General features: G+C 72.4%; 16 protein-coding genes and 1 pseudogene. 9 read left to right on the top strand and 8 right to left on the bottom strand.

Features of this window, described 5'->3' with window-relative positions; genetic code table 11:
• The first annotated feature begins 18 nt into the window (after window positions 1-18).
• A complete protein-coding gene (locus tag QQG74_RS27105) occupies window positions 19-2,679 on the top strand; it encodes a hypothetical protein (RefSeq protein ID WP_341717512.1) in 2,661 nt (886 codons plus the stop codon).
• 64 nt (window positions 2,680-2,743) lie between these two features.
• On the opposite strand, the gene QQG74_RS27110 is transcribed toward QQG74_RS27105, so the two are convergent.
• From QQG74_RS27110 to fdxA, 5 genes are all read right to left on the bottom strand, one after another.
• Window positions 2,744-3,391 carry a nucleoside/nucleotide kinase family protein gene (locus tag QQG74_RS27110; protein ID WP_341717513.1) on the bottom strand — a complete coding sequence of 216 codons (648 nt, stop codon included), beginning with the start codon at window positions 3,389-3,391 and terminating at the stop codon, window positions 2,744-2,746.
• A complete protein-coding gene (locus QQG74_RS27115) occupies window positions 3,391-4,038 on the bottom strand; it encodes an SIMPL domain-containing protein (protein WP_341717514.1) in 648 nt (215 codons plus the stop codon). Before QQG74_RS27115 ends, QQG74_RS27110 begins: the two co-directional genes overlap by 1 nt.
• Before the next feature lie 109 nt (window positions 4,039-4,147).
• On the bottom strand, window positions 4,148-5,167 hold the full coding sequence (locus QQG74_RS27120) for a prephenate dehydrogenase/arogenate dehydrogenase family protein (RefSeq protein WP_341717515.1): 1,020 nt from the start codon (window positions 5,165-5,167) through the stop codon (window positions 4,148-4,150).
• Window positions 5,168-5,181: 14 nt separating this feature from the next.
• On the bottom strand, window positions 5,182-6,291 hold the full coding sequence (gene dapC, locus QQG74_RS27125) for a succinyldiaminopimelate transaminase (protein ID WP_341721403.1): 1,110 nt from the start codon (window positions 6,289-6,291) through the stop codon (window positions 5,182-5,184).
• Window positions 6,288-6,614 carry a ferredoxin gene (gene fdxA, locus QQG74_RS27130; protein ID WP_089005361.1) on the bottom strand — a complete coding sequence of 109 codons (327 nt, stop codon included), beginning with the start codon at window positions 6,612-6,614 and terminating at the stop codon, window positions 6,288-6,290. Before fdxA ends, dapC begins: the two co-directional genes overlap by 4 nt.
• 79 nt (window positions 6,615-6,693) lie before the next feature.
• Between fdxA and QQG74_RS27135 the strand changes: the two are divergent.
• Window positions 6,694-7,766: pseudogene (locus QQG74_RS27135) on the top strand (GNAT family N-acetyltransferase).
• A 45-nt stretch (window positions 7,767-7,811) separates the two neighbouring features.
• Here QQG74_RS27135 and QQG74_RS27140 read toward each other — a convergent pair.
• The 3 genes from QQG74_RS27140 to mshB all read right to left on the bottom strand — a co-directional run bounded on the left by QQG74_RS27140 (window position 7,812) and on the right by mshB (window position 9,769).
• Window positions 7,812-8,276: a hypothetical protein gene (locus QQG74_RS27140; protein ID WP_341717516.1), complete on the bottom strand. Its 465-nt coding sequence runs from the start codon at window positions 8,274-8,276 to the stop codon at window positions 7,812-7,814.
• A gap of 78 nt (window positions 8,277-8,354) precedes the next feature.
• Window positions 8,355-8,795 (bottom strand): hypothetical protein, encoded by a 441-nt coding sequence (locus QQG74_RS27145; RefSeq protein WP_341721404.1) that lies wholly within the window; start codon window positions 8,793-8,795, stop codon window positions 8,355-8,357.
• A 14-nt stretch (window positions 8,796-8,809) separates the two neighbouring features.
• Window positions 8,810-9,769 carry an N-acetyl-1-D-myo-inositol-2-amino-2-deoxy-alpha-D-glucopyranoside deacetylase gene (mshB, locus tag QQG74_RS27150; RefSeq protein ID WP_341717517.1) on the bottom strand — a complete coding sequence of 320 codons (960 nt, stop codon included), beginning with the start codon at window positions 9,767-9,769 and terminating at the stop codon, window positions 8,810-8,812.
• An 86-nt stretch (window positions 9,770-9,855) separates the two neighbouring features.
• Here mshB and QQG74_RS27155 point away from each other — a divergent pair, with 86 nt between their 5' ends.
• From QQG74_RS27155 to QQG74_RS27185, 7 genes are all read left to right on the top strand, one after another.
• Window positions 9,856-12,000, top strand: coding sequence for a prolyl oligopeptidase family serine peptidase (locus QQG74_RS27155; RefSeq protein WP_341717518.1), 2,145 nt, complete (start codon window positions 9,856-9,858; stop codon window positions 11,998-12,000).
• A gap of 73 nt (window positions 12,001-12,073) precedes the next feature.
• Complete coding sequence (locus QQG74_RS27160) at window positions 12,074-12,622, top strand: Uma2 family endonuclease (RefSeq protein WP_341717519.1); 549 nt, start codon at window positions 12,074-12,076, stop codon at window positions 12,620-12,622.
• 32 nt (window positions 12,623-12,654) lie between these two features.
• The gene (locus QQG74_RS27165) at window positions 12,655-14,091 is read left to right on the top strand and encodes a TldD/PmbA family protein (protein WP_341717520.1); all 1,437 of its coding nucleotides are present in this window, start codon (window positions 12,655-12,657) and stop codon (window positions 14,089-14,091) included.
• Between the two features lie 20 nt (window positions 14,092-14,111).
• Complete coding sequence (locus QQG74_RS27170) at window positions 14,112-15,524, top strand: metallopeptidase TldD-related protein (protein ID WP_341721405.1); 1,413 nt, start codon at window positions 14,112-14,114, stop codon at window positions 15,522-15,524.
• Between the two features lie 283 nt (window positions 15,525-15,807).
• Window positions 15,808-16,614, top strand: coding sequence for a hypothetical protein (locus QQG74_RS27175; protein ID WP_341717521.1), 807 nt, complete (start codon window positions 15,808-15,810; stop codon window positions 16,612-16,614).
• A gap of 13 nt (window positions 16,615-16,627) precedes the next feature.
• Window positions 16,628-18,625, top strand: coding sequence for a fumarate reductase/succinate dehydrogenase flavoprotein subunit (locus QQG74_RS27180; RefSeq protein ID WP_341717522.1), 1,998 nt, complete (start codon window positions 16,628-16,630; stop codon window positions 18,623-18,625).
• Window positions 18,625-19,692: a succinate dehydrogenase/fumarate reductase iron-sulfur subunit gene (locus tag QQG74_RS27185; RefSeq protein WP_341717523.1), complete on the top strand. Its 1,068-nt coding sequence runs from the start codon at window positions 18,625-18,627 to the stop codon at window positions 19,690-19,692. The genes QQG74_RS27180 and QQG74_RS27185 overlap by 1 nt, the downstream gene beginning before the upstream one ends.
• The last annotated feature ends 232 nt before the right edge of the window (window positions 19,693-19,924 follow it).

Genomic DNA, 19,924 nt, shown 5'->3' on the forward strand with positions numbered 1-19,924 from the left:
GTCACCAGGAGGCTTGTCATGGGCGGCCGGATCCTCGAACTACGCGTACATGGAGTGTCCAACACGCCGCCCGCCGAAGCCCTCGGGCTGACCGCCGAGCCGGGCGGCGAGAGCCCTCAGCCACGGCTGGTCGCCGGCGGCCCGGTCACCGGCTTCTACCGCTCCCCGACCGCCTCGCCGCTCGACCCGATCGCCGTCGAGGCGTACAGCTGGGGGCAGTTGACCTCCGGAGCGCGGACCGCGCGGGACGTGGAGCGCGCCCTCTGGACGCTGCTGTTGCCCTTCACCCTGGCCAACGTGGCGCTGCACGCGCGCCCCGGGATACCACCGGACCCGGCCAGCGAACGACTGGCCAGCCGATCCGGGCTCACCGCCTGGTTGATCCGGCTGTTCTGCCTGAGCCTGACCGGCACGCTGGTGCTGGCGCTGACCGGTGTCGGGGTCGACCTGATCGGCTGGCAGTGCGTGGACGAGACCTGCCTGAGCCGCATCCCGGGGCCGTGGGAGTTCCTCGCCGGCACCTGGTGGCAGCAGGGCGGGCGGACCCTCGCCGTCGGCCTGGCCGTGCCACTCACCCTGATCGCGGTGCTCGGCCTGGTCGCCTGGCGGACCTACCAGTACGAGGCGGTGATGCCCGCCGACCCGGCGAACACCCCGGTACGCCGACCGCCGGCCCCCGTCGACGCCGACCTGCCCGCCGGCCAGCCGGCCCCCGTCGACGCCGACCTGCCCACCGACCAGCCGGCCCCGGAGCAGCCACCGGCACCGGAGCCGCCCGACCGGCCACTCGCCAATCCGCTCGAAGATCCCACGTTCTGGTGCGGTGAGGGGCAGCTGCGACGCGCCGCCGTGCTGCACCTCTGCACCGGCACGGCGGTGGCCGCGGCGGTGCCGCTCGGCACCGTACTGGTGCTGGACCCACCGCACGGGGCACGCGCGGCGGTCGCCTGGACCAGCTCCGCGATGTTCCTCGCGGTGCTGATGATCACGCTGGTCGCGCTCGGTCGCCCGTTCCTCACCCGTCGCGAGGGAGCCACCCCGCTCGGCCCGTGGAGCATCACGGTCATCGTGCTCACCGGGCTCGGGCTGGCCGGCACCATCGTGGTGCTGATGCTTCCCGACGGCCCCGCCGGCACCCCGCTCGCGGCACTGCGACCACCGGCGGGATGCAGCGGCCAACCGAACCTGCCCGAATGCCTTGCGGACCGGTCACTGCCGGGCTTCGACCGGATCCTCGCCTGGCTGGTCACCGGCCAGCTGCTGCTGCTGACCACCATCGGCGCGGCGGCCCGCTCGGGGCGGCGCGGCGGCGCGGTGCCCGGGGCCGCCGCCGTGCTTATCGTTCTCGGCACCGCCTGGTGCCACGGCTGGCTGCCCGGTCTCCCGCCCGCCCCGTTCCAGGTGTGGCAGCTCGTCCTGGTGCTGCTGGCCCTCGCCGGGATGGGTCTGCTGCTGCCCCGGACCCGGCCCGACGCCGGAGCCCAGTCGCTCGGGCCGCACACCGACCTGGCCTGGCGCGGCCAGGCCCCGGCCGTGATCGCCGGCTTCGGGTGGCTGCTCTGCCTCGCCTACTGCGCGGGGGCGCTCTACTGGATCACCGACCGGCTCAACGGGGGCGCCACGCCCGGCGGTCGCACGGTCGTCGTCCCGCCGACGCCGGTCACCTGGGCCGCGCTCTGCTTCGGCGGCGCGCTGCTGGTACTCGCCCTGGTCGCGCTCCGCGCTCTCGTGCTCTTCCAGCAACTGCGCCGCGAGGAGTACGCCGAACTGTGCGCCAGCGGACCGCTCACCGCGCACGACCTGCGCCGGGGGCGGGACGTCAGCAACCACCGGGCGCTGCACCGGCTGGTCGGCGAACATGCGATCCGCCTGATCGGCTGGTACGCCGCCGCGATGGCCGCGCTGGCCGCCCTCGCCTGCGTCGCCGTCCTCTCCCCCGCCCACCCGTACCCGGCGTCGGCGACCGGCACCGGCGCTCTGCTCAAGGCCGTGACCGACCTGGGCGACTCGCTGCTCGGCTGGCTGCCGGTGGCGATCGCCGCCCTCGGCCTGCTCGTCTTCCGCAACAACGCGGTGCGGCGCTCGGTCGGGGTGGTCTGGGACGTGGGCACGTTCTGGCCGCGCGCCGCGCACCCGCTCGCCCCGCCGAGCTACGCCGAACGGGCCGTGCCGGAACTGCTCACCCGCACCGCCGGCCTGCTCGCGCTGACCGAGCATGATCCGCGTCGGATGGACGGCATCATCCTCTCCGGGCACAGCCAGGGCACGGTGATCTGCACCGCGGTCATCATGCAACTGCCGGACCGCTGGCGGCAGCGGATCTGGTTCTTCTCCTACGGTTGCCAGCTGACCCGGCTGTACGGCCGGATCTTCCCCGCGTACTTCGGGCCGGACCGGTTGCCGGCGCTGAGCCGCGCGCTGACCCGGCCCTCCGGCGGCACCGGATGGACGAACTTCTGGCGCGACACCGACCCGCTCGGCTGGCCGGTCACCGCGGGCGAACGCAGTGTGGCCGTCACCGACCCCGAGGCGCTGCACCCCAGCGACGGCGAGGTCGCCGATCCACCGATCCGCAGCCACAGTGGCTACCCGGAGGCCGCCGAGTTCCAGCGGGAACGATCCCGGGTCGCCTGGCTGCTCCGGCGTACGGTGCCGGCACCCCGGCGTGGATCCGGCTAGCCGGTGTGCCGACCCTGCTCTGCAAGCTGCTCGCCGAGATCTCCCTGTCACTCCGGCGAGGGCGTCACGGCGGCGGTGGTTCGGCCAGGCGTACCACCAGGTCGGCGCGATCGGCGGTGTCGGAGACCAGCACCGCGTTCACCTCGTCGCTGCCCAACGCCCAGCGCTGTGCCTCGGCCGGTGACCGCCCGTAGGCCACGTGCCGGGCGACCAGCCGGCGGCGGCGCAGGTCCGCGTCGATGTCCAGGAACCACGCCTCGTGCAGCAGGGCCCGCACCTCCTCCCAGGGCCAGTGCCGGACCAGCAGGTAGTTGCCCTCGGTCACCACCAGCCGGACCTCCGGCGACACCTCGATCGCACCGGCGATCGGCTCCTCCAGGTCCCGGCGGAACTCCGGCGCCCAGACCGAGGTCGGCTCCTTACGCCGCAGGCGGCGCAGCAACGAGACGTACCCGTTGGCGTCGAAGGTGTCGATGGCGCCCTTACGCGCGGACCGGTCCAGCCGGCGCAGTTCGGCCTGGGCGAAGTGGAAGCCGTCCATCGGCACCAGCCGGGCGGCCGGGCCGACCGCCGCCACCACCTGCTCGGCCAGGGTCGACTTGCCCGCACCGGGGGCACCGGTGATGCCGAGCAACTGCCGGGGGCCGGCGTCGGCGAGCGCGCGGGCGCGAGCCACCAACTCCTCGACGGGCAGCACCCGGGCGGTGGACATCAGGACAGGTCCGGGCGGCTGATCGCGAACCGGGCCCGGACCGCCGCGTGCACGCCCTGGGGTTGCGGGTCGAGTTCCAGCTCCGGCGGGCCACCGGCTTCGGCGCCACCGGCGTCGAACGCCATCCGGGCCATCATCGGCTGCGCCGTACCGCCCTCGTCGGCCAGCTCGATCAGGTCGGTGACCTGCGCGCCGAGCGCCGCAGCGTACTCCCGGGCCCGGTGCAGTGCGTCGGTGATCGCGGCCTGCCGGGCCTCCCGGTAGGCCGGGCTGTCCGGGCGCAGCGACCACCACGGCCCGGCCACCTCGACCTGGTCCTGGTCGGCCAGGCGCAGCATCAGCTCGCCGAGCGCGGTGAAGTCGCTGACCGTGACCGTGGTGACCACCGAGCCGTGCCAGGCCACCACCCGCTCACCGGAGCGCCGCGTCTCGGGGCGCACCCGCAGGTCGCCGGTTTCCCGGCGGTCGATTGCCGGTTCGGCGGCGTCGAGCAGCACCCGGACCGCCGCGGCCCGCTCGGCCAGCCGGGTCAACGCGGCCTCCCGGTCGCGGTCCCGGGCGAGCGCGGTCACCGTGAACCGGGCGACCTCCGGCTCGACGTCCCGGTACGCCTCGCCGCGCACCGTCACCACCGGTCCGTCCACCATGCCCTCACCCTATCGGCGCTGCCCACCTCGCGCCCACCGACGCTGCGTCCCGACACCAGCGCTGTTGATCATGAGATTGGCGCCGCTCCCCAGCGCTTCCACTTCATGATCAACGCGGATCGGACCCGGGGTGGTGCACGGTGTAGGTGACGGTGCCGGAGGTGAGCTGGCAGCCGGTCAGCCGGGCACCTCCGGAACCGACCCCGTGCAGCCAGGTGATCTCGTCGGCAGGCGGGCCGTCGGTAGCGAAGGAGCGGACCTGCTCGTGGCACGGCCGGTCGGCGAGCGCGCGGCGCGTCCGGCCGGCCTCGGCGTACCGGGCGCGCAGGGTGGGCGCGTCGCCGGCCCGCAGCGCGGCGGCCAGTTCGTCGAGGAACGCGGTGACCTCGGCCAACGCGGCAAGCACCGGCTCGCGGTTGCCGGCCAGCATGTTCGCCGTACGCTCCGGCGGCGTGCCGGCCACCCGGGTGCCGTCGCGGAAGCTGCCGGCGGCCAGGGTACGGATCGCCTCGCGCAGCGGTGACCGCTCGACCGCGCCGGCAAGCGCCCCGGCGAGCAGGTGCGGCACGTGCGAGGCGAGGGCGACCACGGCGTCGTGCCGATCCGCCGCCATCGGCACCACCCGGGCGGCGAAGACCTCGGTGATCAGGACGGCGAGCCGGCGGAACGCGGCCAACCCCTCCGGCGCGGGGCAGAGCACCCACGCGGCACCGGCGAACAGCTCCGGCTGCGCCGCGACCAGGCCGGCCCGGTCGGTGCCGGCCATCGGATGACCGGGCACGAATCGGTCGGTCAGCCCGCGCGCTCCGGCGAACGCCGCCAGTTCGGCCTTGGTGCTGCCGACATCGGTGAGCACGCAGTCCGCACCGGTCGCCGCGGCCGCCTCGACGAGCGTCGCCGGCAGGGTGGGCAGCGGCCCGCCGAGGAAGACCACCTCCCGCCCGGCCACCGCGTCGAGAAGTCGCTGCGCCATCGGTACGCCGACCGACCGGGCCTGCCGGCGGGTCGCCTCGTCCGGGTCCCAGCCGACCACGTCCAACCCGGCGGCGTGCAGCCGGAGCAGTATCGACCCGCCGATCAGGCCGGTGCCGAGCACCGCCACCCGGGGTAGTGCGTCGGCCTCGGCCATCGTCACCGTCCCGGTCAGGGTTTGGCGAGGCGGGCGGCCACGGCGGCGACCCGCTCGTCGGACTCGGTGAGCGCCGCCCGGACATGCTGCCGGCCGCCCGGGCCGTAGAAGACCCCCGCCGCGACCAGGATGCCCCGCCGGGCCAGCCAGTCGACCGTCTCCCAACAGTCCTCGCCCCGGGTCAGCCAGAGGTAGAGCCCCGCCTCGGAGTGCTCCACGGTGAAGCCGGCCCCGGTGAAGGCGGCCCGCAGGGTCTCCCGCCGCGCCCGGTACCGTTCCCGCTGCTCGGCGGCGTGCTGCTCGTCGCGCAGGGCCGCCACCATGGCCGCCTGCACCGGCTTGGGCACGATCATCCCCGCGTGCTTGCGGATCTTGAGCAGCTCGGCGACAAGCGTCGGATCGCCGGCCACGAACCCGGCCCGGTAGCCGGCCAGGTTGGAGCGCTTGGAGAGCGAGTGCACGGCGAGCACCGAGTCGTACGAGCCGCCGCAGACCTCCGGCGCGAGCACCGACACCGGCTCGGCGTCCCAGCCCAGCGGCAGGTAACACTCGTCGCTGGCGACCACCGCACCGCGCTCCCGGGCCCAGTCCACCACCTTGCGCAGGTGGGTCGCAGGCAGCACCCGGCCGGTCGGGTTGCCCGGCGAGTTGATCCAGACCAGGCGTACCCGGGAGGTCGGGCCGACGGCGGTCAGCGAGTCGGCGCGTACGGTGGTGGCACCGGCCAGCCGGACCCCGTCCGCGTAGGTCGGGTAGGCGACCGACGGCACCACCACGACGTCGCCCGGCCCCAATCCGAGCAGGGTGGGTAGCCAGGCCACCAGTTCCTTGGAGCCGATCGTCGGCAGTACGCCGAGCCCGTCGAGGCCGGCACCGCAGGCCCGGGCCACCCAGGCCGCGATCGCGTCACGCAGCGCCGGGGTGCCGGCGGTCAGCGGGTAGCCCGGTGCGTCGGACGCCTCGGCCAGGGCCCGCCGGATCACCTCCGGCACCGGGTCGACCGGCGTACCCATGGAGAGGTTGATCAGACCGTCCGGGTGCGCCGCGGCCAGCGCAGCCGCGGCGTCCAGGGTGTCCCAGGTGAACTCGGGCAGCCGCGACGAGACCGGCGCGGGCCGGTTCAGTGGCCTTCGCCGCGCGGCGGCTGCGCGGCGACGAAGGAAGCGTCCTTCTCCACCTTGCCGATCTTCGAGGCACCGCCGGGCGAACCCAGGTCCTCGAAGAACTCGTAGTTGGCGCCGGTGTAGTCCTTCCACTGCTCGGGAACGTCGTCCTCGTAGAAGATCGCCTCCACCGGGCAGACAGGCTCACAGGCACCACAGTCGACGCACTCGTCGGGGTGGATGTAGAGCATCCGGTTGCCCTCGTAAATGCAGTCGACCGGGCACTCCTCGATGCATGCCTTGTCGAGCACATCCACGCACGGCTCGGCGATGATGTAGGTCACCGGTCTTCTCCTCCGCAAGACTCGCCGCGATCACCCGCGACGCTAAGAGCCTAGTATCTCGCCGGGGAGGAGGTCGATCGTGCTTCGAGAGCAGGACGTGGGACACCGAATCGTGGTCCGCCGGGTGGTGGGTCGCCGCGCTGGTCGCCCCGTCTACTCCGACTCCCTGGGCGAGTTGGTCGAGCTGACCGAGACTCATCTCACGTTGACCACCCGTCAGGGGCGGCTACGCGTACCGCTGCACGAGGTGCATCGGGCGAAGCGGGTCCCGGCCGACCGGCGGCCGACCGCCGCCGCCGTGACCGAGCTGGAACTGGCCGCCGACGAGGCGTGGCCGGCCCCGTCCGCGCCCGGCTCGGCGACTGGTTGCTGCGCGCCGCCGACGGCTGGACCGGCCGGGCCAACTCCGCCCTGCCCGTCGGCGACCCGGACCGGCCGCTGCCGGCCGCGCTGGACGCGGTCGAGCGCTGGTACGCCGATCTCGGTCAGCCGGCCCTGGTCAACACGCCGCTGCCGCTGGCCGCGCCGGTCGGCGCCGAACTCGACCGACGGGGCTGGGACAGCCGCCCGCCGGTGCTGGTGCAGACCGCGTCGCTGGCGGCCATCGCCGCATCGGCACCACCCGACCCGGCGGCAGCACCCGACCCGGCCGCGGCACCCGACCCGGCGGCAGCAGGCGGCGCGACGGCGGCCTCGCCCGGCCTGACGGTGGCGCGGCCGGCCGGGCCGGTGGTCGAGCTGGCCGCCGAGCCGTCGGACGACTGGCTCGCGGTGGCCGCCGGCCGCAAGGGCGACCTTCCGGACGCCGCCCGGCACGTACTCACCGCCGTCGACCAGGTCCGCTTCGCCCACGCGTACGCCGACGGCGCGCTCGTCGGGATCGCCCGCGGGACGGTCACCGGTTCCGGACGCTGGCTCGGGTTGTGCCTGATCGAGGTGCTGCCCGCCGCCCGTCGACAGGGACTCGCGACCCGGCTGATCCGGGCGCTCGTCGACTGGGCCGCCGAAGTCGGCGCGACCGACGCGTTCCTCCAGGTGGAGCAGCGCAACGCCGCGGCCGTCCGCCTCTACCGCAACCTGGGCTTTGGCACCCACCACACCTACCGAACCCGACTCTCCCACCCCGTCGATCGTGCGGTCAGCGGCTGCTGAGAGATCAGCATCACCGTCAACTTCATGATCAACGAGACGGAGGCCCTAGCGGCGGACGATCCGGCGAGGCTTGGCCACCGTGCTCTCGGCGTACCGCTTGAGGCTCTGGGAACGGTGGTCCCGGCCGAGCGTGGTGAGCAGCAGATAACCCAGGGCCGTGCCGGCGGTGGCCGCCACCAGGTAGAGCACCACCTGCCAGAAGAAGGTGGCACTGCCGACGGCGAACGGGCTCTGGCCGACCAGCAGCGGCCCAACCAGCATGGTCAGCGCGAGCGCGATGCCGATCGCGCCGGCCGCCTCGGCACCCCACTGGGCCAGCGGACGTCGCTGTCCCCAGCCGAAGGCCACCCCGGCCAGGATCAACGCGATCACCGCGAACATCCCGAGAGTCACCCGATCGGCGGCCATCTCGTCACCGTCGAAGCCGAACCGGATCACCAGCCGGGCGATCACGTTTACCGCGAACAGCGCGATCGCGAGCACCGCGAGCGGACGCCACCGCTGCCCCATCGCACACCTCCCGCCACATCCCCCGCCCGGATGGCGGGTTTCCTGGCAGGAATATCTACCACCTGGCCCCGGGCGTCGTCAGTACCGACCGGGACCCGGCGGCGCAGCCACGATGGACCGGAACGCCACCACCGCGAAGGTCATCGCGCCGGCCACCACCAGGGTGAGCCCGACCCAGTTGCCGACCAGCAGGACGTCCCCCTCGGCCGTCCGGTCGGCCGCCGCCACCATGATCACTACCCATGGCAGCGCCGGCAGCGCCACCGCCCAGCGACGGCCGACCGCCTCGATGGCGAACCAGCTCAGCGCGAGGTTCGCGAGCACGGCCACGAGCACCGCCACCCCGATCGGGTAGCCGCCGATCCGCAGCGGGGCGAGCAGCAACTCCAGGACCGCGGTGACCGCACCGGCGACGACCGCGATCAGGCCACCGGTCACCCGCAGCCCGAGGTCGACCGACCGTCGCAGCCGGGTCGGCCGGGGCGGCTGCTGGACCGGCTCCTGCGGGGCTACCGACATCGCGGTGGGCAGGGTCACCGCTGACCGGCCGAGCTGACCGGGGCGCGATCCGGACTGCCCCGGCCCGCGGCGGCGGCGAGCTCCGAGGTGCCGGCGAGTTCCAACCCGGCGAACAGGTCCGACTCCCAGCCGTACGGTCCGCTGCCCGGCCCCTTCGTCCCCACCGCGAGAGTGAAGTACTCCACCCCCATGAACTCCGCGCCGAAGTTGCCGGCGATCGAGTACAGCCAGGAGGTGGCGGGAATCTGGGTGGCGTGGGCACGCATCGCCGCCTCCTTGGCGGCGTGCTGCTCGGTGGCGTCGATCCGCGCCGCGATCTGCTCGTCGGGAGTGCAGAAGGGCAGCTCGGTAGCGTCGGAGATGCCGGCGAAGGGGTTGTCCGAGGACTCCTCGAAGTGCGACATGCCCGCCTCCAGGACGCTACGCGGCATCGCCGTCCAGTAGACCTTCGCCGGGGCGATCCCCTCCGCGCCGGCCAGTTCGACGGCGCGCATGGTCACCCGGTGCGCCTGGATGTGGTCGGGGTGGCCGTAGAAGCCGTTCTCGTCGTACGTGATCACCACCTGGGGACGTACCTCCCGGATGACCTCCAGCAGCTGCCCGGCGGCCTCGTCGAGGTCGGCCCGCCAGAACGCGCGGGGGTGTCCGTTGGTCGGCAGCCCCATCATGCCGGAGTCGCGGTACCGGCCGGCGCCGCCGAGGAAACGGTGATCGGTCACGCTTAGCTCGGCGCAGGCGTCGGCCAGCTCGGCGATCCGGTACCCCCCGAGCTGGTCCGCCTCGGCGGCGGCGAGCCCGGCCAGCTCCGGCACATGGATCTCACCCTCCTCGCCGAGCGTGCAGGTGACCAGGGTGACGTGTGCACCGGTGGCGGCGTAGTGAGCCATTGTCGAACCGGTGCCGATGGACTCGTCATCGGGGTGCGCGTGGACCAGCAGCAGGCGGCGGTCAGGCAGCGTCGTCACGACCGTCACTCTAACCGGCGGTTTGCACCGTCCGGCCCAGACGCGTCCGCGCAGGTCGCTCACATTGTGCCCGGCACCCGCCTACGATCTGGCCTGTGGACTTTCCCGAGCTGGCCGCCCGTACCCGTCGGTTCAGCCACGGGGCGCCGCGCGCCGTCTCCGTGGCCGACGACGGGGCCCGGGTGGTCTTCCTGCGTTCCGCCGGTCCGGAGGACCCGGCCGATGCTCTCTGGTTGCTGGACGTCGCCACCGGCGAGGAGCAGCTGGTCGCCTGCCCGGTCACCCTGCTCGGCGCGGACGCCGACCCCGGTGCGCTCAGCCCCGGGGAACGGGCCCGACGCGAGCGGCTGCGGCTGAGCGCCTCCGGCATCGGTTCGTACGCCCTCGACGGCGCCGGCCGGGTGGCGGTGTTCGCGCTGGCCGGCCGGCTGTTCCGGGCCGACCTGGTGCACCGGGACGTGATCGAGGTACCCGCCGCCGGGCCGGTGCTCGACCCCCGGCCCGACCCGACCGGTCAGCGGTTGGCGTACGTGACGGACGCCGCCGAGGGGGTACGGCGTGGGCAGCTGCGGGTGGTGGCGGCCGACGGCACCGACACCATCCTCGCCGGGGAGGACTCCGGGGTGCTCTGGGGGCTGGCCGAGCACATCGCGGCGGAGGAGTTCGGGCGGCACCGTGGGTACTGGTGGGCGCCGGACGGGCGGTCGGTGCTGGCCGCCCGGGTCGACGAGTCCCGGCTGACCCGCTGGCACCTGCACGATCCGACGCAGCCGGCCAGCGCGCCGGTAAGCGTCGCGTACCCGGTGTCCGGCGGCCCGAACGCCGAGGTCAGCCTGCACCTGCTCGACCTCGACGGCGGCTGGGTCGACGTGCACTGGGACCGGGAGACCTACCCGTACCTGACCGCCGTGCACTGGGCCGAGGGCGCGCCGCTGATCACCGTGCTGCGCCGCGCCCAACAGCACGGCCTGGTGCTGGCCATCGATCCGCGTACCGGCGAGACACAGGTGCACGCCGAACTGGCCGACCCGCGCTGGGTCGACCCGGTCCCGGGCACCCCCGCGCACCTGCCCGACGGGCGGGTGCTGGTCGGCGGTGAACTGGCCCACGACGGGTACGACGCCCGCTGCCTCTTCGCCGACGGCACCCTGCTCACCCCGCCCTCGCTCTACGTGCGCCGGGTGGTCGGCCGGCTCGCCGCCAGCAGCGGCCCGGCGGACCTGCTGGTCGAGGCGAGCGACGGCGAACCGAGCGAACAGCACCTGTTCCGGGTACGCACAAGCATCGGCGGCGGGGTGGACGCCCGACGCCTCACCACCGACGCGGGCTGGCACGTCGCCGCGGTCGGTGGGGACGTGCTGGTGATCGGCAGCGCCTCGCTCGACCACCCGGGCATCCGGTGGACGGTCTCGCAGGGCGACCGGAAGGTGGCCACCCTGCGGTCGTTGGCCGCTACTCCCGCGTACTCTCCGCTGCCGCTGCTGGAGCGGGTGACCGACCGGCGGCTGCCCTCGGCGGTGCTCTACCCGGACAACCACGTGACCGGCCGGCGGTTGCCGGTGCTGCTGGACGTCTACGGCGGGCCGGGGCACCAGGAGGTGGTCGCCGCGCGGGCGGCCTGGTTGGAACGGCAGTGGTGGGCCGACGCCGGCTTCGCGGTGGTGGTGATCGACAACCGGGGCACCCCGGGGATCGCACCGTCCTACGAGAAGGCCATCCATCGGCGGGTCGCCGACGTGATCCTGCTCGACCAGGTGGAGGCGCTCACCGCGCTCGCCGACAAGCACCCGGACCTGGACCTCGGCCGGGTCGCCGTACGGGGCTGGTCGTTCGGCGGCTGGCTGGCCGGGCTCGCCGTGCTGCGCCACCCCGAGCTGTTCCGCTGCGGGATCGTCGGGGCGCCGGTCACCGACTGGGCCCTCTACGACACCGCATACACCGAGCGCTATCTGGGGCTGCCCGCCGACGGCGAGGACATCTACGCCCACCATTCGCTTGTGGAACTGGCCGCCGAGCCGGTCACCGACCCGGCGCAGGCCCGGCCGTTGCTGCTGGTGCACGGCCTGCTCGACGACAACGTGGTGGCGGCGCACACGCTGCGGCTGTCGGCGGCGCTGCTGGCCACCGGCCGCCCGCACTCGGTGCTGCCGCTCACCGGCGCCACCCACCTGGCCGCCGGCGGCCTGGCCGAACGCCTCCTGCCGCTGGAACTCGCCTTCCTCCGCAGCCACCTCGGGTAACCGTGCGCACAATCGGTGCGACCATGGCTCAGACAAGGCAGGCAGGATCCCGGCGGTACGAGCGGAGGTAATCATGACCGTGGCGGTGTTCGACCACGAGGGCCCGTGGACCGAGGAGGAGTACCTCGCCCTGGGAGAGACCTCCCAGCGAGTTGAACTCTTCGACGGGAGCCTGCACGTGACCCCAGCCCCCACCCCACGCCACCAGAACATCTCGGGTGAGCTGCGCGCCCTGCTTCGGGGACCGGCCCGAGAGGCCGGCCTGCACGTACTGGAGGGAGTGAACGTGCGGCTGAGGCCCGGCCGCATTCCCATCCCCGACCTGGTCATCACCGGCCCCATCGACTTCGACGCCCTCAACGTCGAGGCACACGACGTCCAACTCGTATGCGAAATCACCTCGCCGAGTAACGCCGCCACGGACAAGGTGCTCAAGATGCACTACTACGCCGCTGCGGGCATCGAGTGGTACCTACTCATCGAGCAGGCGACTGGCGCACTGCACCTTTATCGGCAGTGCGGTGCACATTACATCGAGCAGAGCGTCACCGACCCTGGTCAAGCGCTGGTGCTCACCGAGCCAGTCAAGGCGACGATCCGGCCCGAGGATCTGCTTCCCTGACGAATGTCCACGCGCTCGCCTAGGGTCGGGCCATGGTTGAGTTCGACGCGGGCGAGGTGGCGGTGCAGGCGGCGCTGGACGCGGGTGCCCGATACGCCGACGCCCGGGTGATGCACCGGCGCTACGAATCGATGTCGGCCCGCAACGGCGACATCGAGGAACTCACCCAGGACGAGAGCCTCGGGCTGGGCGTACGGGCACTTGTCGGTTCGAGTTGGGGCTTCCACGCCGTACCGGACGTCACCGAACGGACCGCCCGCGACGCCGGCCGGCGCGCCGCCCGGACGGCTGCGGCGAGCGGTCTGGTCCCCGGCCCGGCGGTCGACCTGATCGGCGCCACGCCGGTCACGGCGAGTTGGTCCTCGGCCTGCGCGGTGGACCCGCTCGGTGTCTCGCTGGCCACCAAGGGTGACCTGCTGACGGCCGCCACCCGCACGATCGTGGAGCACGGCGCCGACCTCGGCGAGGGCCTCTACCAGATCTGGGACACCGCGAAGTGGTTCGTCTCCAGCGAGGGACACCGCATCGACCAGCGCATCCGCGAGTGCGGCGGCGGCATCTCGGCCACCTCCATCGGCGACGGCGAGACCCAGCGGCGGTCCTGGCCCAGTTACCGCGGCCAGTACGGCACCACCGGCTGGGAGCTGGTCGACTCGCTGGAGCTGACCGCCAACGCGGCGCGCATCGCGCAGGAGTCGCGGGCGTTGCTCACCGCCCCGCTCTGCCCGAGCGGCGAGACCGATCTGATCCTCGGCGGCGAACAGTTGGCGTTGCAGATCCACGAGTCGGTCGGGCACGCCATCGAGCTGGACCGCATCCTCGGCTGGGAGGCCGCCTTCGCCGGCACCTCGTGGCTGGATCTGGCCCAGCTCGGCTCGCTGCGTTACGGCTCCGAGCTGATGAACATCGCAATCGACCCGACCATCCCCGGCGCGTTGGGCAGCTTCGGCTACGACGACGAGGGCTCGCCGGCCGTCCGGCGGGACGCGGTACGCGCCGGGCGGTGGGTGGGCGTGCTGGCCGGGCGGGATTCGGCCGCCGTCGCGGGCCTGGACTACGGCGGCAGCGTACGCGCCGACGGCTGGGCGCGGCTGCCGATGGTGCGGATGACGAACGTCGGCCTGGAGCCCGGCCCACACACCTTGGAGGAGATCATCGCCGCCACCGACGAGGGGGTGCTGATGGACGTCAACCGCTCCTGGTCGATCGACGACAGACGGCTGAACTTCCAGTTCGGCTGCGAGATCGGGTGGGAGATCCGCAAGGGGCGGCGGGGGCGGATGCTGCGCAACCCGACGTACACCGGGATCGGTCCGCTCTTCTGGCGCTCGATGGACATGCTCTCCAGCGAGATCGTTCCGTGGGGCACGCCGAACTGCGGCAAGGGGCAGCCCGGCCAGGTCGGGCACACCGGGCATCCGGCGGCACCGGCCCGGTTCCGCAACGTCCGGGTGGGGGTACGGGCGTGACCGTCGACGACGGCGTCGAGATGCAGATCGCCGGTCAGGTGGTGGAGTTGGTCGCCCGGTTGGCCGGGGCGGATGCGCAGGCCGAGGTGCTGGTGACCCGGTCCGAGCTGGCGTTGACCCGGTTCGCCAACTCCGCGATTCACCAGAACGTCGCCGAGTCGGCAGTGGAGATCCGGCTCCGGGTGCACGCGGGCGGGCGTACCGCCGCCGGCAGCGCGAACGTGGCCAGCTCCGACGGCCTGCGCGCCCTGGCGGAGCGGGTGGTGGCGGCGGCCCGGTTCGGTCCGCTCGACCCGGCCTGGCCGGGACTCACCCCGCCCGCGCCGGTGACCGCCGCGCCGCAGTGGGACGCGGCCACCGGCTACGCCGGGCCGGACGAGCGGGCGGCGCTGGTCCGGGCCTTCGTCGACGCGGCCGGCGGGTTGGAGACCGCCGGCTACTGCCGCACGACCTTGCGCGGAACCGGGTTCGCGAACTCGGCCGGACACGCGGCGCAGGGGTACGCGGCGGAGGCGGCGATGGACGGAATAGCCCGGGTCGGTGGCGCGGACGGCACCGCCCGGCACTGGGTCGACCGGCTGGCCGACCTCGACGGTGCCGAGTTGGGGCGGCGGGCCGCGGCGAAGGCCCGGGCCGCGACCGACCCGGTGGAGTTGCCGCCCGGGCGGTACCCGGTGGTGCTGGAACCGGCCGCCGTGGCGGATCTGCTGCAAAATCTGGCCTGGTACGGCTTCAACGGCAAGCGGTACGCCGAACGGCAGTCGTTCGCCGAGCCAGGGGTGGCCCAGTTCGATCGGGCCCTGACCCTGGTCGACGATCCGGTGGCCGGTTCGGGGCTGCCGTTCGATCTGGAGGGCACCCCCGCCCGGCCGTTGACCCTGGTGGACACGGGCACCACCACTGGTGCGGCGCACGACCGGCGCAGTGCCGCCGAGTCGGGCACCGAGTCGACCGGTCACGCCTGGGTCGGCGGCGGCACCTTCGGCCCGATCCCGCGCAACCTGCGCCTCGTCGGATCCGGCACGGCCGGCGCGGCCAGCACCACGGGAGCCGGCCGCACGCCCGCCGCGCCGGATGCGACGGATCCGCTTGTCGGTGCGGTGGTCGACGCGGACACCGCCGCCCTGGTCTCCCGGGTGCAGCGCGGCCTGCTGGTCAGCGACCTCTGGTACACCCGGGTGCTCGAACCGAAGAGTCTGGTGATCACCGGCCTGACCCGTAACGGAGTGTGGCTGGTGGAGGAGGGTCGGGTCACCCGGGCGGTGCGCGATCTGCGGTTCACCGAGTCGTACCCGAGGGCGCTCGGGCCCGGCGCGGTGCTTGAGGTGGGTAGGCGTCCGGTCCGCCTGCCGGACCACCGGGAGGGTGCCTGGTGGGAGGCACCGCCACTGCGGCTGGCCTCCTGGAACTTCACCGGCGGCGCGTCCGGCTGACCCGTTTGTCAAGCTTCTGCCGACCGCTTGTCGATCTTTTTCGGACGCTCACATATTGATCATGGAAGGAGGGTTTCCAAAGGGCGGGACACACGGGACACTGCCTTGCGCGGACGGCCCGCCTAGATCGGCGTAACGTGTGTCACTTAGCTGCTCCGGTTACGCCCGGTGCGGCCGTTGGTGTGCGCACGACCCGGCAGGCGGGAGCGGCGGTTCGCCGGTCCGCGTGCCGACCGGAAGGGTTCCGCCGCCCGTGAAGGGCCCCGGTAGGGAGACGACAAGAATGACATCATCGGCAACGAAGCCGCGAGGAGCGCGGGCCCGCGCCGCGATCGCGGCGAAGACGTTGCGGACGGACCGTTGGTGGTTGGCGCCGCTGATCACCGTCATCGGGCTCAGCGCGTGGGTAGCGTATGCGACGGTCCGGGTCTTCATGCACAAGTGGTACTGGGTCGAGGACTACCACTACCTGACCCCGTTCTACTCCCCGTGTGTGACGGACCGGTGCCTGCCGGAGGCTTCCCACTTCGGGCAGTACCTGCCCGGCTGGTGGATCATCCCGGACGCCGCGTTCACCCTGCCGTTCCTGCTGCTGTTCCGGCTGACCTGCTACTACTACCGCAAGGCGTACTACCGGTCGTTCTGGCTGTCGCCGCCGGCCTGCGCGGTGCCGGACGGTCACGCCAGCTACGGCGGCGAGACCCGGTTCCCGCTGATCGTGCAGAACTCGCACCGGTACTTCTTCTACTTCGCCGCCATCATCTCGCTGATCAACACCTGGGACGCCATCGCGGCCTTCCGCAGCCCCGAGGGCTTCGGGTTCGGCCTGGGCAACCTGATCCTGGTCGGCAACGTGGTGATGCTCTGGGCGTACACCATCTCCTGCCATTCCTGCCGGCACATCATCGGTGGGCGACTGAAGCACTTCTCCAAGCATCCGGTGCGCTACCGGGCCTGGGGCTACATCTCCTGGCTGAACGTCCGGCACATGCAGCTCGCCTGGATCACTCTCGGCACGCTGGCGCTTACTGACTTCTACGTCATGTCCGTCGCCGCCGGGTGGATCTCCGACCTGCGGTTCATCAACTGAGGGCCTCGCTGACATGACTAGCACTACCACTCGCATCGAACGACACCACTACGACGTCGTCGTGATCGGGGCCGGCGGCGCCGGCCTGCGCGCGGCGATCGAGGCCCGGCTGGCCGGCAAGAAGACCGCCATCATCTCCAAGTCGCTGTTCGGCAAGGCGCACACGGTGATGGCCGAGGGTGGCGCCGCCGCGGCCATGGGGAACGTGAACAGCCGGGACAACTGGCAGGTGCACTTCCGCGACACCATGCGCGGCGGCAAGTTCCTCAACAACTTCCGGATGGCCGAGCTGCACGCCAAGGAGGCGCCGCAGCGGATCTGGGAGCTGGAGACGTACGGCGCGCTCTTCGACCGTACGAAGGACGGCAAGATCTCCCAGCGCAACTTCGGCGGTCACGAGTACCCCCGGTTGGCGCACGTGGGCGACCGGACCGGCCTGGAGCTGATCCGCACCCTCCAGCAAAAGATCGTCTCGCTCCAGCAGGAGGACAAGCGGACCCACGGCTCGTACGACGCCCGGATCCGGGTCTTCGACGAGACCACCATCACCGAGCTGCTGCTCGACGGTGACCGGATCGCCGGGGCGTTCGGCTACTACCGGGAATCCGGCGAGTTCATCCTCTTCGAGGCGCCGGCCGTGGTGCTGGCCACCGGCGGCGTCGGCCGCTCCTACAAGGTCACCTCGAACTCCTGGGAGTACACCGGCGACGGGCACGCGCTCGCGCTGCGGGCCGGGGCGACCCTGATCAACATGGAGTTCCTCCAGTTCCACCCCACCGGCATGGTCTGGCCGCCCTCGGTCAAGGGCATCCTGGTCACCGAGTCGGTACGCGGTGACGGCGGGATCCTGAAGAACTCCGAGGGCAAGCGGTTCATGTTCGACTACGTCCCGGACGTCTTCCGCAAGCAGTACGCGGAGACGCCCGAGGAGGCGGACCGCTGGTACAACGACCCGGACAACAACCGGCGCCCGCCGGAGCTGCTGCCCCGCGACGAGGTCGCCCGGGCGATCAACACCGAGGTCAAGGAGGGCCGGGGTACCCCGGCCGGCGGCGTCTACCTGGACATCGCCTCCCGGCTGCCGGCCGACGAGATCCGTCGCCGCCTGCCGTCGATGCACCACCAGTTCAAGGGGCTGGCCGACGTCGACATCACCAAGGAGCCGATGGAGGTCGGCCCGACCTGCCACTACGTGATGGGTGGCGTCGAGGTCGACCCGGACACCGGTGCCGCGTACGGCTCGGTGCGCGGCCTGTTCGCCGCCGGTGAGGTCTCCGGTGGCATGCACGGCTCCAACCGGCTCGGCGGCAACTCCCTCTCCGACCTGCTGGTCTTCGGCAAGCGGGCGGGCGGTCACGCGGCCACCTACGTCGACCAGCTGCCCGCCCGGCCCCGGGTCGCGGTGGCCACGGTGGAGACCGCGGTCGAGACCGCCCTGGCCCCGTTGCAGCGGGACACCGGCGAGAACCCGTACACCCTCCAGCAGGACCTTCAGGCGGTGATGGGGGATCTGGTCGGCATCATCCGGCGGGAGGCCGAGCTGGCCGACGCGCTGAGCCGGCTGGCCGAGCTGCGCGAGCGGGTGGCGAAGGTGTCCGCCTCCGGTGGCCGCCGCTACAACCCGGGCTGGCACCTCGCGCTCGACCTGCGCAACATGCTCGTGGTCTCGGAGTGCACCGCGAAGGCGGCGCTGGAACGGCGGGAGTCGCGCGGCGGCCACACCCGCGAGGACTTCCCCACCATGGATCCGCAGTGGCGACGGGTCAACCTGGTCTGCTCGCTCGAGGGTGACACCGTCCGGCTGGACCGCAAGCCGCTGCCGAAGATGCGCGCCGAGCTGATCAACCTCTTCGACCGCGCGGAGCTGGCCAAGTACCTCACCGACGAGGAGTTGGCCGAGTTCGACGCCCTCGTCACCGCCGACGCCGCCGCTGCCGAGGCCGCAGCGGCCACCGACGCCGCCGCTGCCGGGCCCACCGCTGCCGGGCCCGCCGAGAAGGAGAACCGCTGATGGGTACGAAGCGCCAGTTCCGGATCTGGCGGGGTGACGCCGACGGTGGCGACCTGCAGGACTACACGGTCGAGGTGAACGAGGGCGAGGTCGTCCTCGACGTGATCCACCGGTTGCAGGCCACCGACGCGCCCGACCTGGCCTGCCGGTGGAACTGCAAGGCGGGCAAGTGCGGCTCCTGCTCCATGGAGATCAACGGGATGCCCAAGCTCGGCTGCATGACCCGGATGTCGACGTTCGAGGAGAACGAGACGATCACGGTGACCCCGCTGCGTACCTTCCCGGTCATCCGGGACCTGGTCACCGACGTGTCGTTCAACTACGAGAAGGCGCGGGAGACGCCGGCCTTCGCGCCCCCGCCCGACCTGGCCCCCGGTGACTACCGGATGCAGCAGGTCGACGTGGAGCGCTCACAGGAGTTCCGCAAGTGCATCGAGTGCTTCCTGTGCCAGAACGTCTGCCACGTGATCCGTGACCACGACGAGAACAAGCCGGCGTTCTCCGGGCCGCGGTACTTCATCCGCGCCGCCGAACTGGACATGCACCCGCTCGACGACCGGACCGACCGCAAGGAGTACGCGCAGTCCGAGCAGGGCCTCGGCTTCTGCAACATCACCAAGTGCTGCACCGAGGTCTGCCCCGAGCACATCAAGATCACCGACAACGGGATCATCCCCATGAAGGAGCGGGTCGTCGACCGCAGGTACGATCCACTTGTGTGGCTCGGCAGCAAAATCTTCCGGAGGGGTCAGGTGCCTCAGACCAGCGTGACCAGCGAACACTCCCCGGGAGCCGTGCGCTCCAGCACCCCCAGCGGCGGCGTGCACTCGCACGCGGGCGGTTCACACGACCCGCACGCCGAGACCCAGGCTCAGCAGGGCGTCAACTGGCACCGTGAGGTTCCGCACCCGACCGCCCCGGCGGTCGACGCCAGCGGCAAGCTCCCCCTCACGGAGCTCACCTTCGACCGCGCCGCCGCCCCGTCCCCCTTCGGCGACGACGTAACCTTCCCCCTCCCCCCCGAGCACCTGAATTTCGCCCACCCCGACCAAGACACCCACCACTAACCCCCACCCCCACCCCCGTTTTCCCGCGTTGATCATGAGGTTGGCGGCACTAGTCGATCTTCAAAGTGCCGCTAACCTCATGATCGACAGGGTTATCCACAGGGGCTGCGGCGGGTATTGGCGCTGCGGCAGGGTCGGGGGGTGGATCGCGAGGGACGGATTCGTCGGGTTGCCGCGGGGCAGGACGGGCTTGTGTGCCGCCAGCAGGCGTTGGCGCACGGGTTCACCCGGC

Origin of the sequence: Micromonospora sp. FIMYZ51, assembly GCF_038246755.1 — a bacterium.
In the GTDB taxonomy this organism is placed as follows: domain Bacteria; phylum Actinomycetota; class Actinomycetes; order Mycobacteriales; family Micromonosporaceae; genus Micromonospora.

What these genes read in the sequence shown, in the direction of transcription:
- QQG74_RS27180 (WP_341717522.1), top strand. Translation starts at nt 16,628, where the DNA reads ATGACTAGCACTACCACTCGCATCGAACGACACCACTACGACGTCGTC.
- QQG74_RS27115 (WP_341717514.1), bottom strand. Translation starts at nt 4,038, where the DNA reads ATGGTGGACGGACCGGTGGTGACGGTGCGCGGCGAGGCGTACCGGGAC.
- QQG74_RS27170 (WP_341721405.1), top strand. Translation starts at nt 14,112, where the DNA reads ATGCAGATCGCCGGTCAGGTGGTGGAGTTGGTCGCCCGGTTGGCCGGG.
- QQG74_RS27145 (WP_341721404.1), bottom strand. Translation starts at nt 8,795, where the DNA reads ATGTCGGTAGCCCCGCAGGAGCCGGTCCAGCAGCCGCCCCGGCCGACC.
- QQG74_RS27175 (WP_341717521.1), top strand. Translation starts at nt 15,808, where the DNA reads ATGACATCATCGGCAACGAAGCCGCGAGGAGCGCGGGCCCGCGCCGCG.
- QQG74_RS27105 (WP_341717512.1), top strand. Translation starts at nt 19, where the DNA reads ATGGGCGGCCGGATCCTCGAACTACGCGTACATGGAGTGTCCAACACG.
- QQG74_RS27140 (WP_341717516.1), bottom strand. Translation starts at nt 8,276, where the DNA reads ATGGGGCAGCGGTGGCGTCCGCTCGCGGTGCTCGCGATCGCGCTGTTC.
- QQG74_RS27110 (WP_341717513.1), bottom strand. Translation starts at nt 3,391, where the DNA reads ATGTCCACCGCCCGGGTGCTGCCCGTCGAGGAGTTGGTGGCTCGCGCC.
- QQG74_RS27120 (WP_341717515.1), bottom strand. Translation starts at nt 5,167, where the DNA reads ATGGCCGAGGCCGACGCACTACCCCGGGTGGCGGTGCTCGGCACCGGC.
- QQG74_RS27165 (WP_341717520.1), top strand. Translation starts at nt 12,655, where the DNA reads ATGGTTGAGTTCGACGCGGGCGAGGTGGCGGTGCAGGCGGCGCTGGAC.
- QQG74_RS27185 (WP_341717523.1), top strand. Translation starts at nt 18,625, where the DNA reads ATGGGTACGAAGCGCCAGTTCCGGATCTGGCGGGGTGACGCCGACGGT.
- QQG74_RS27160 (WP_341717519.1), top strand. Translation starts at nt 12,074, where the DNA reads ATGACCGTGGCGGTGTTCGACCACGAGGGCCCGTGGACCGAGGAGGAG.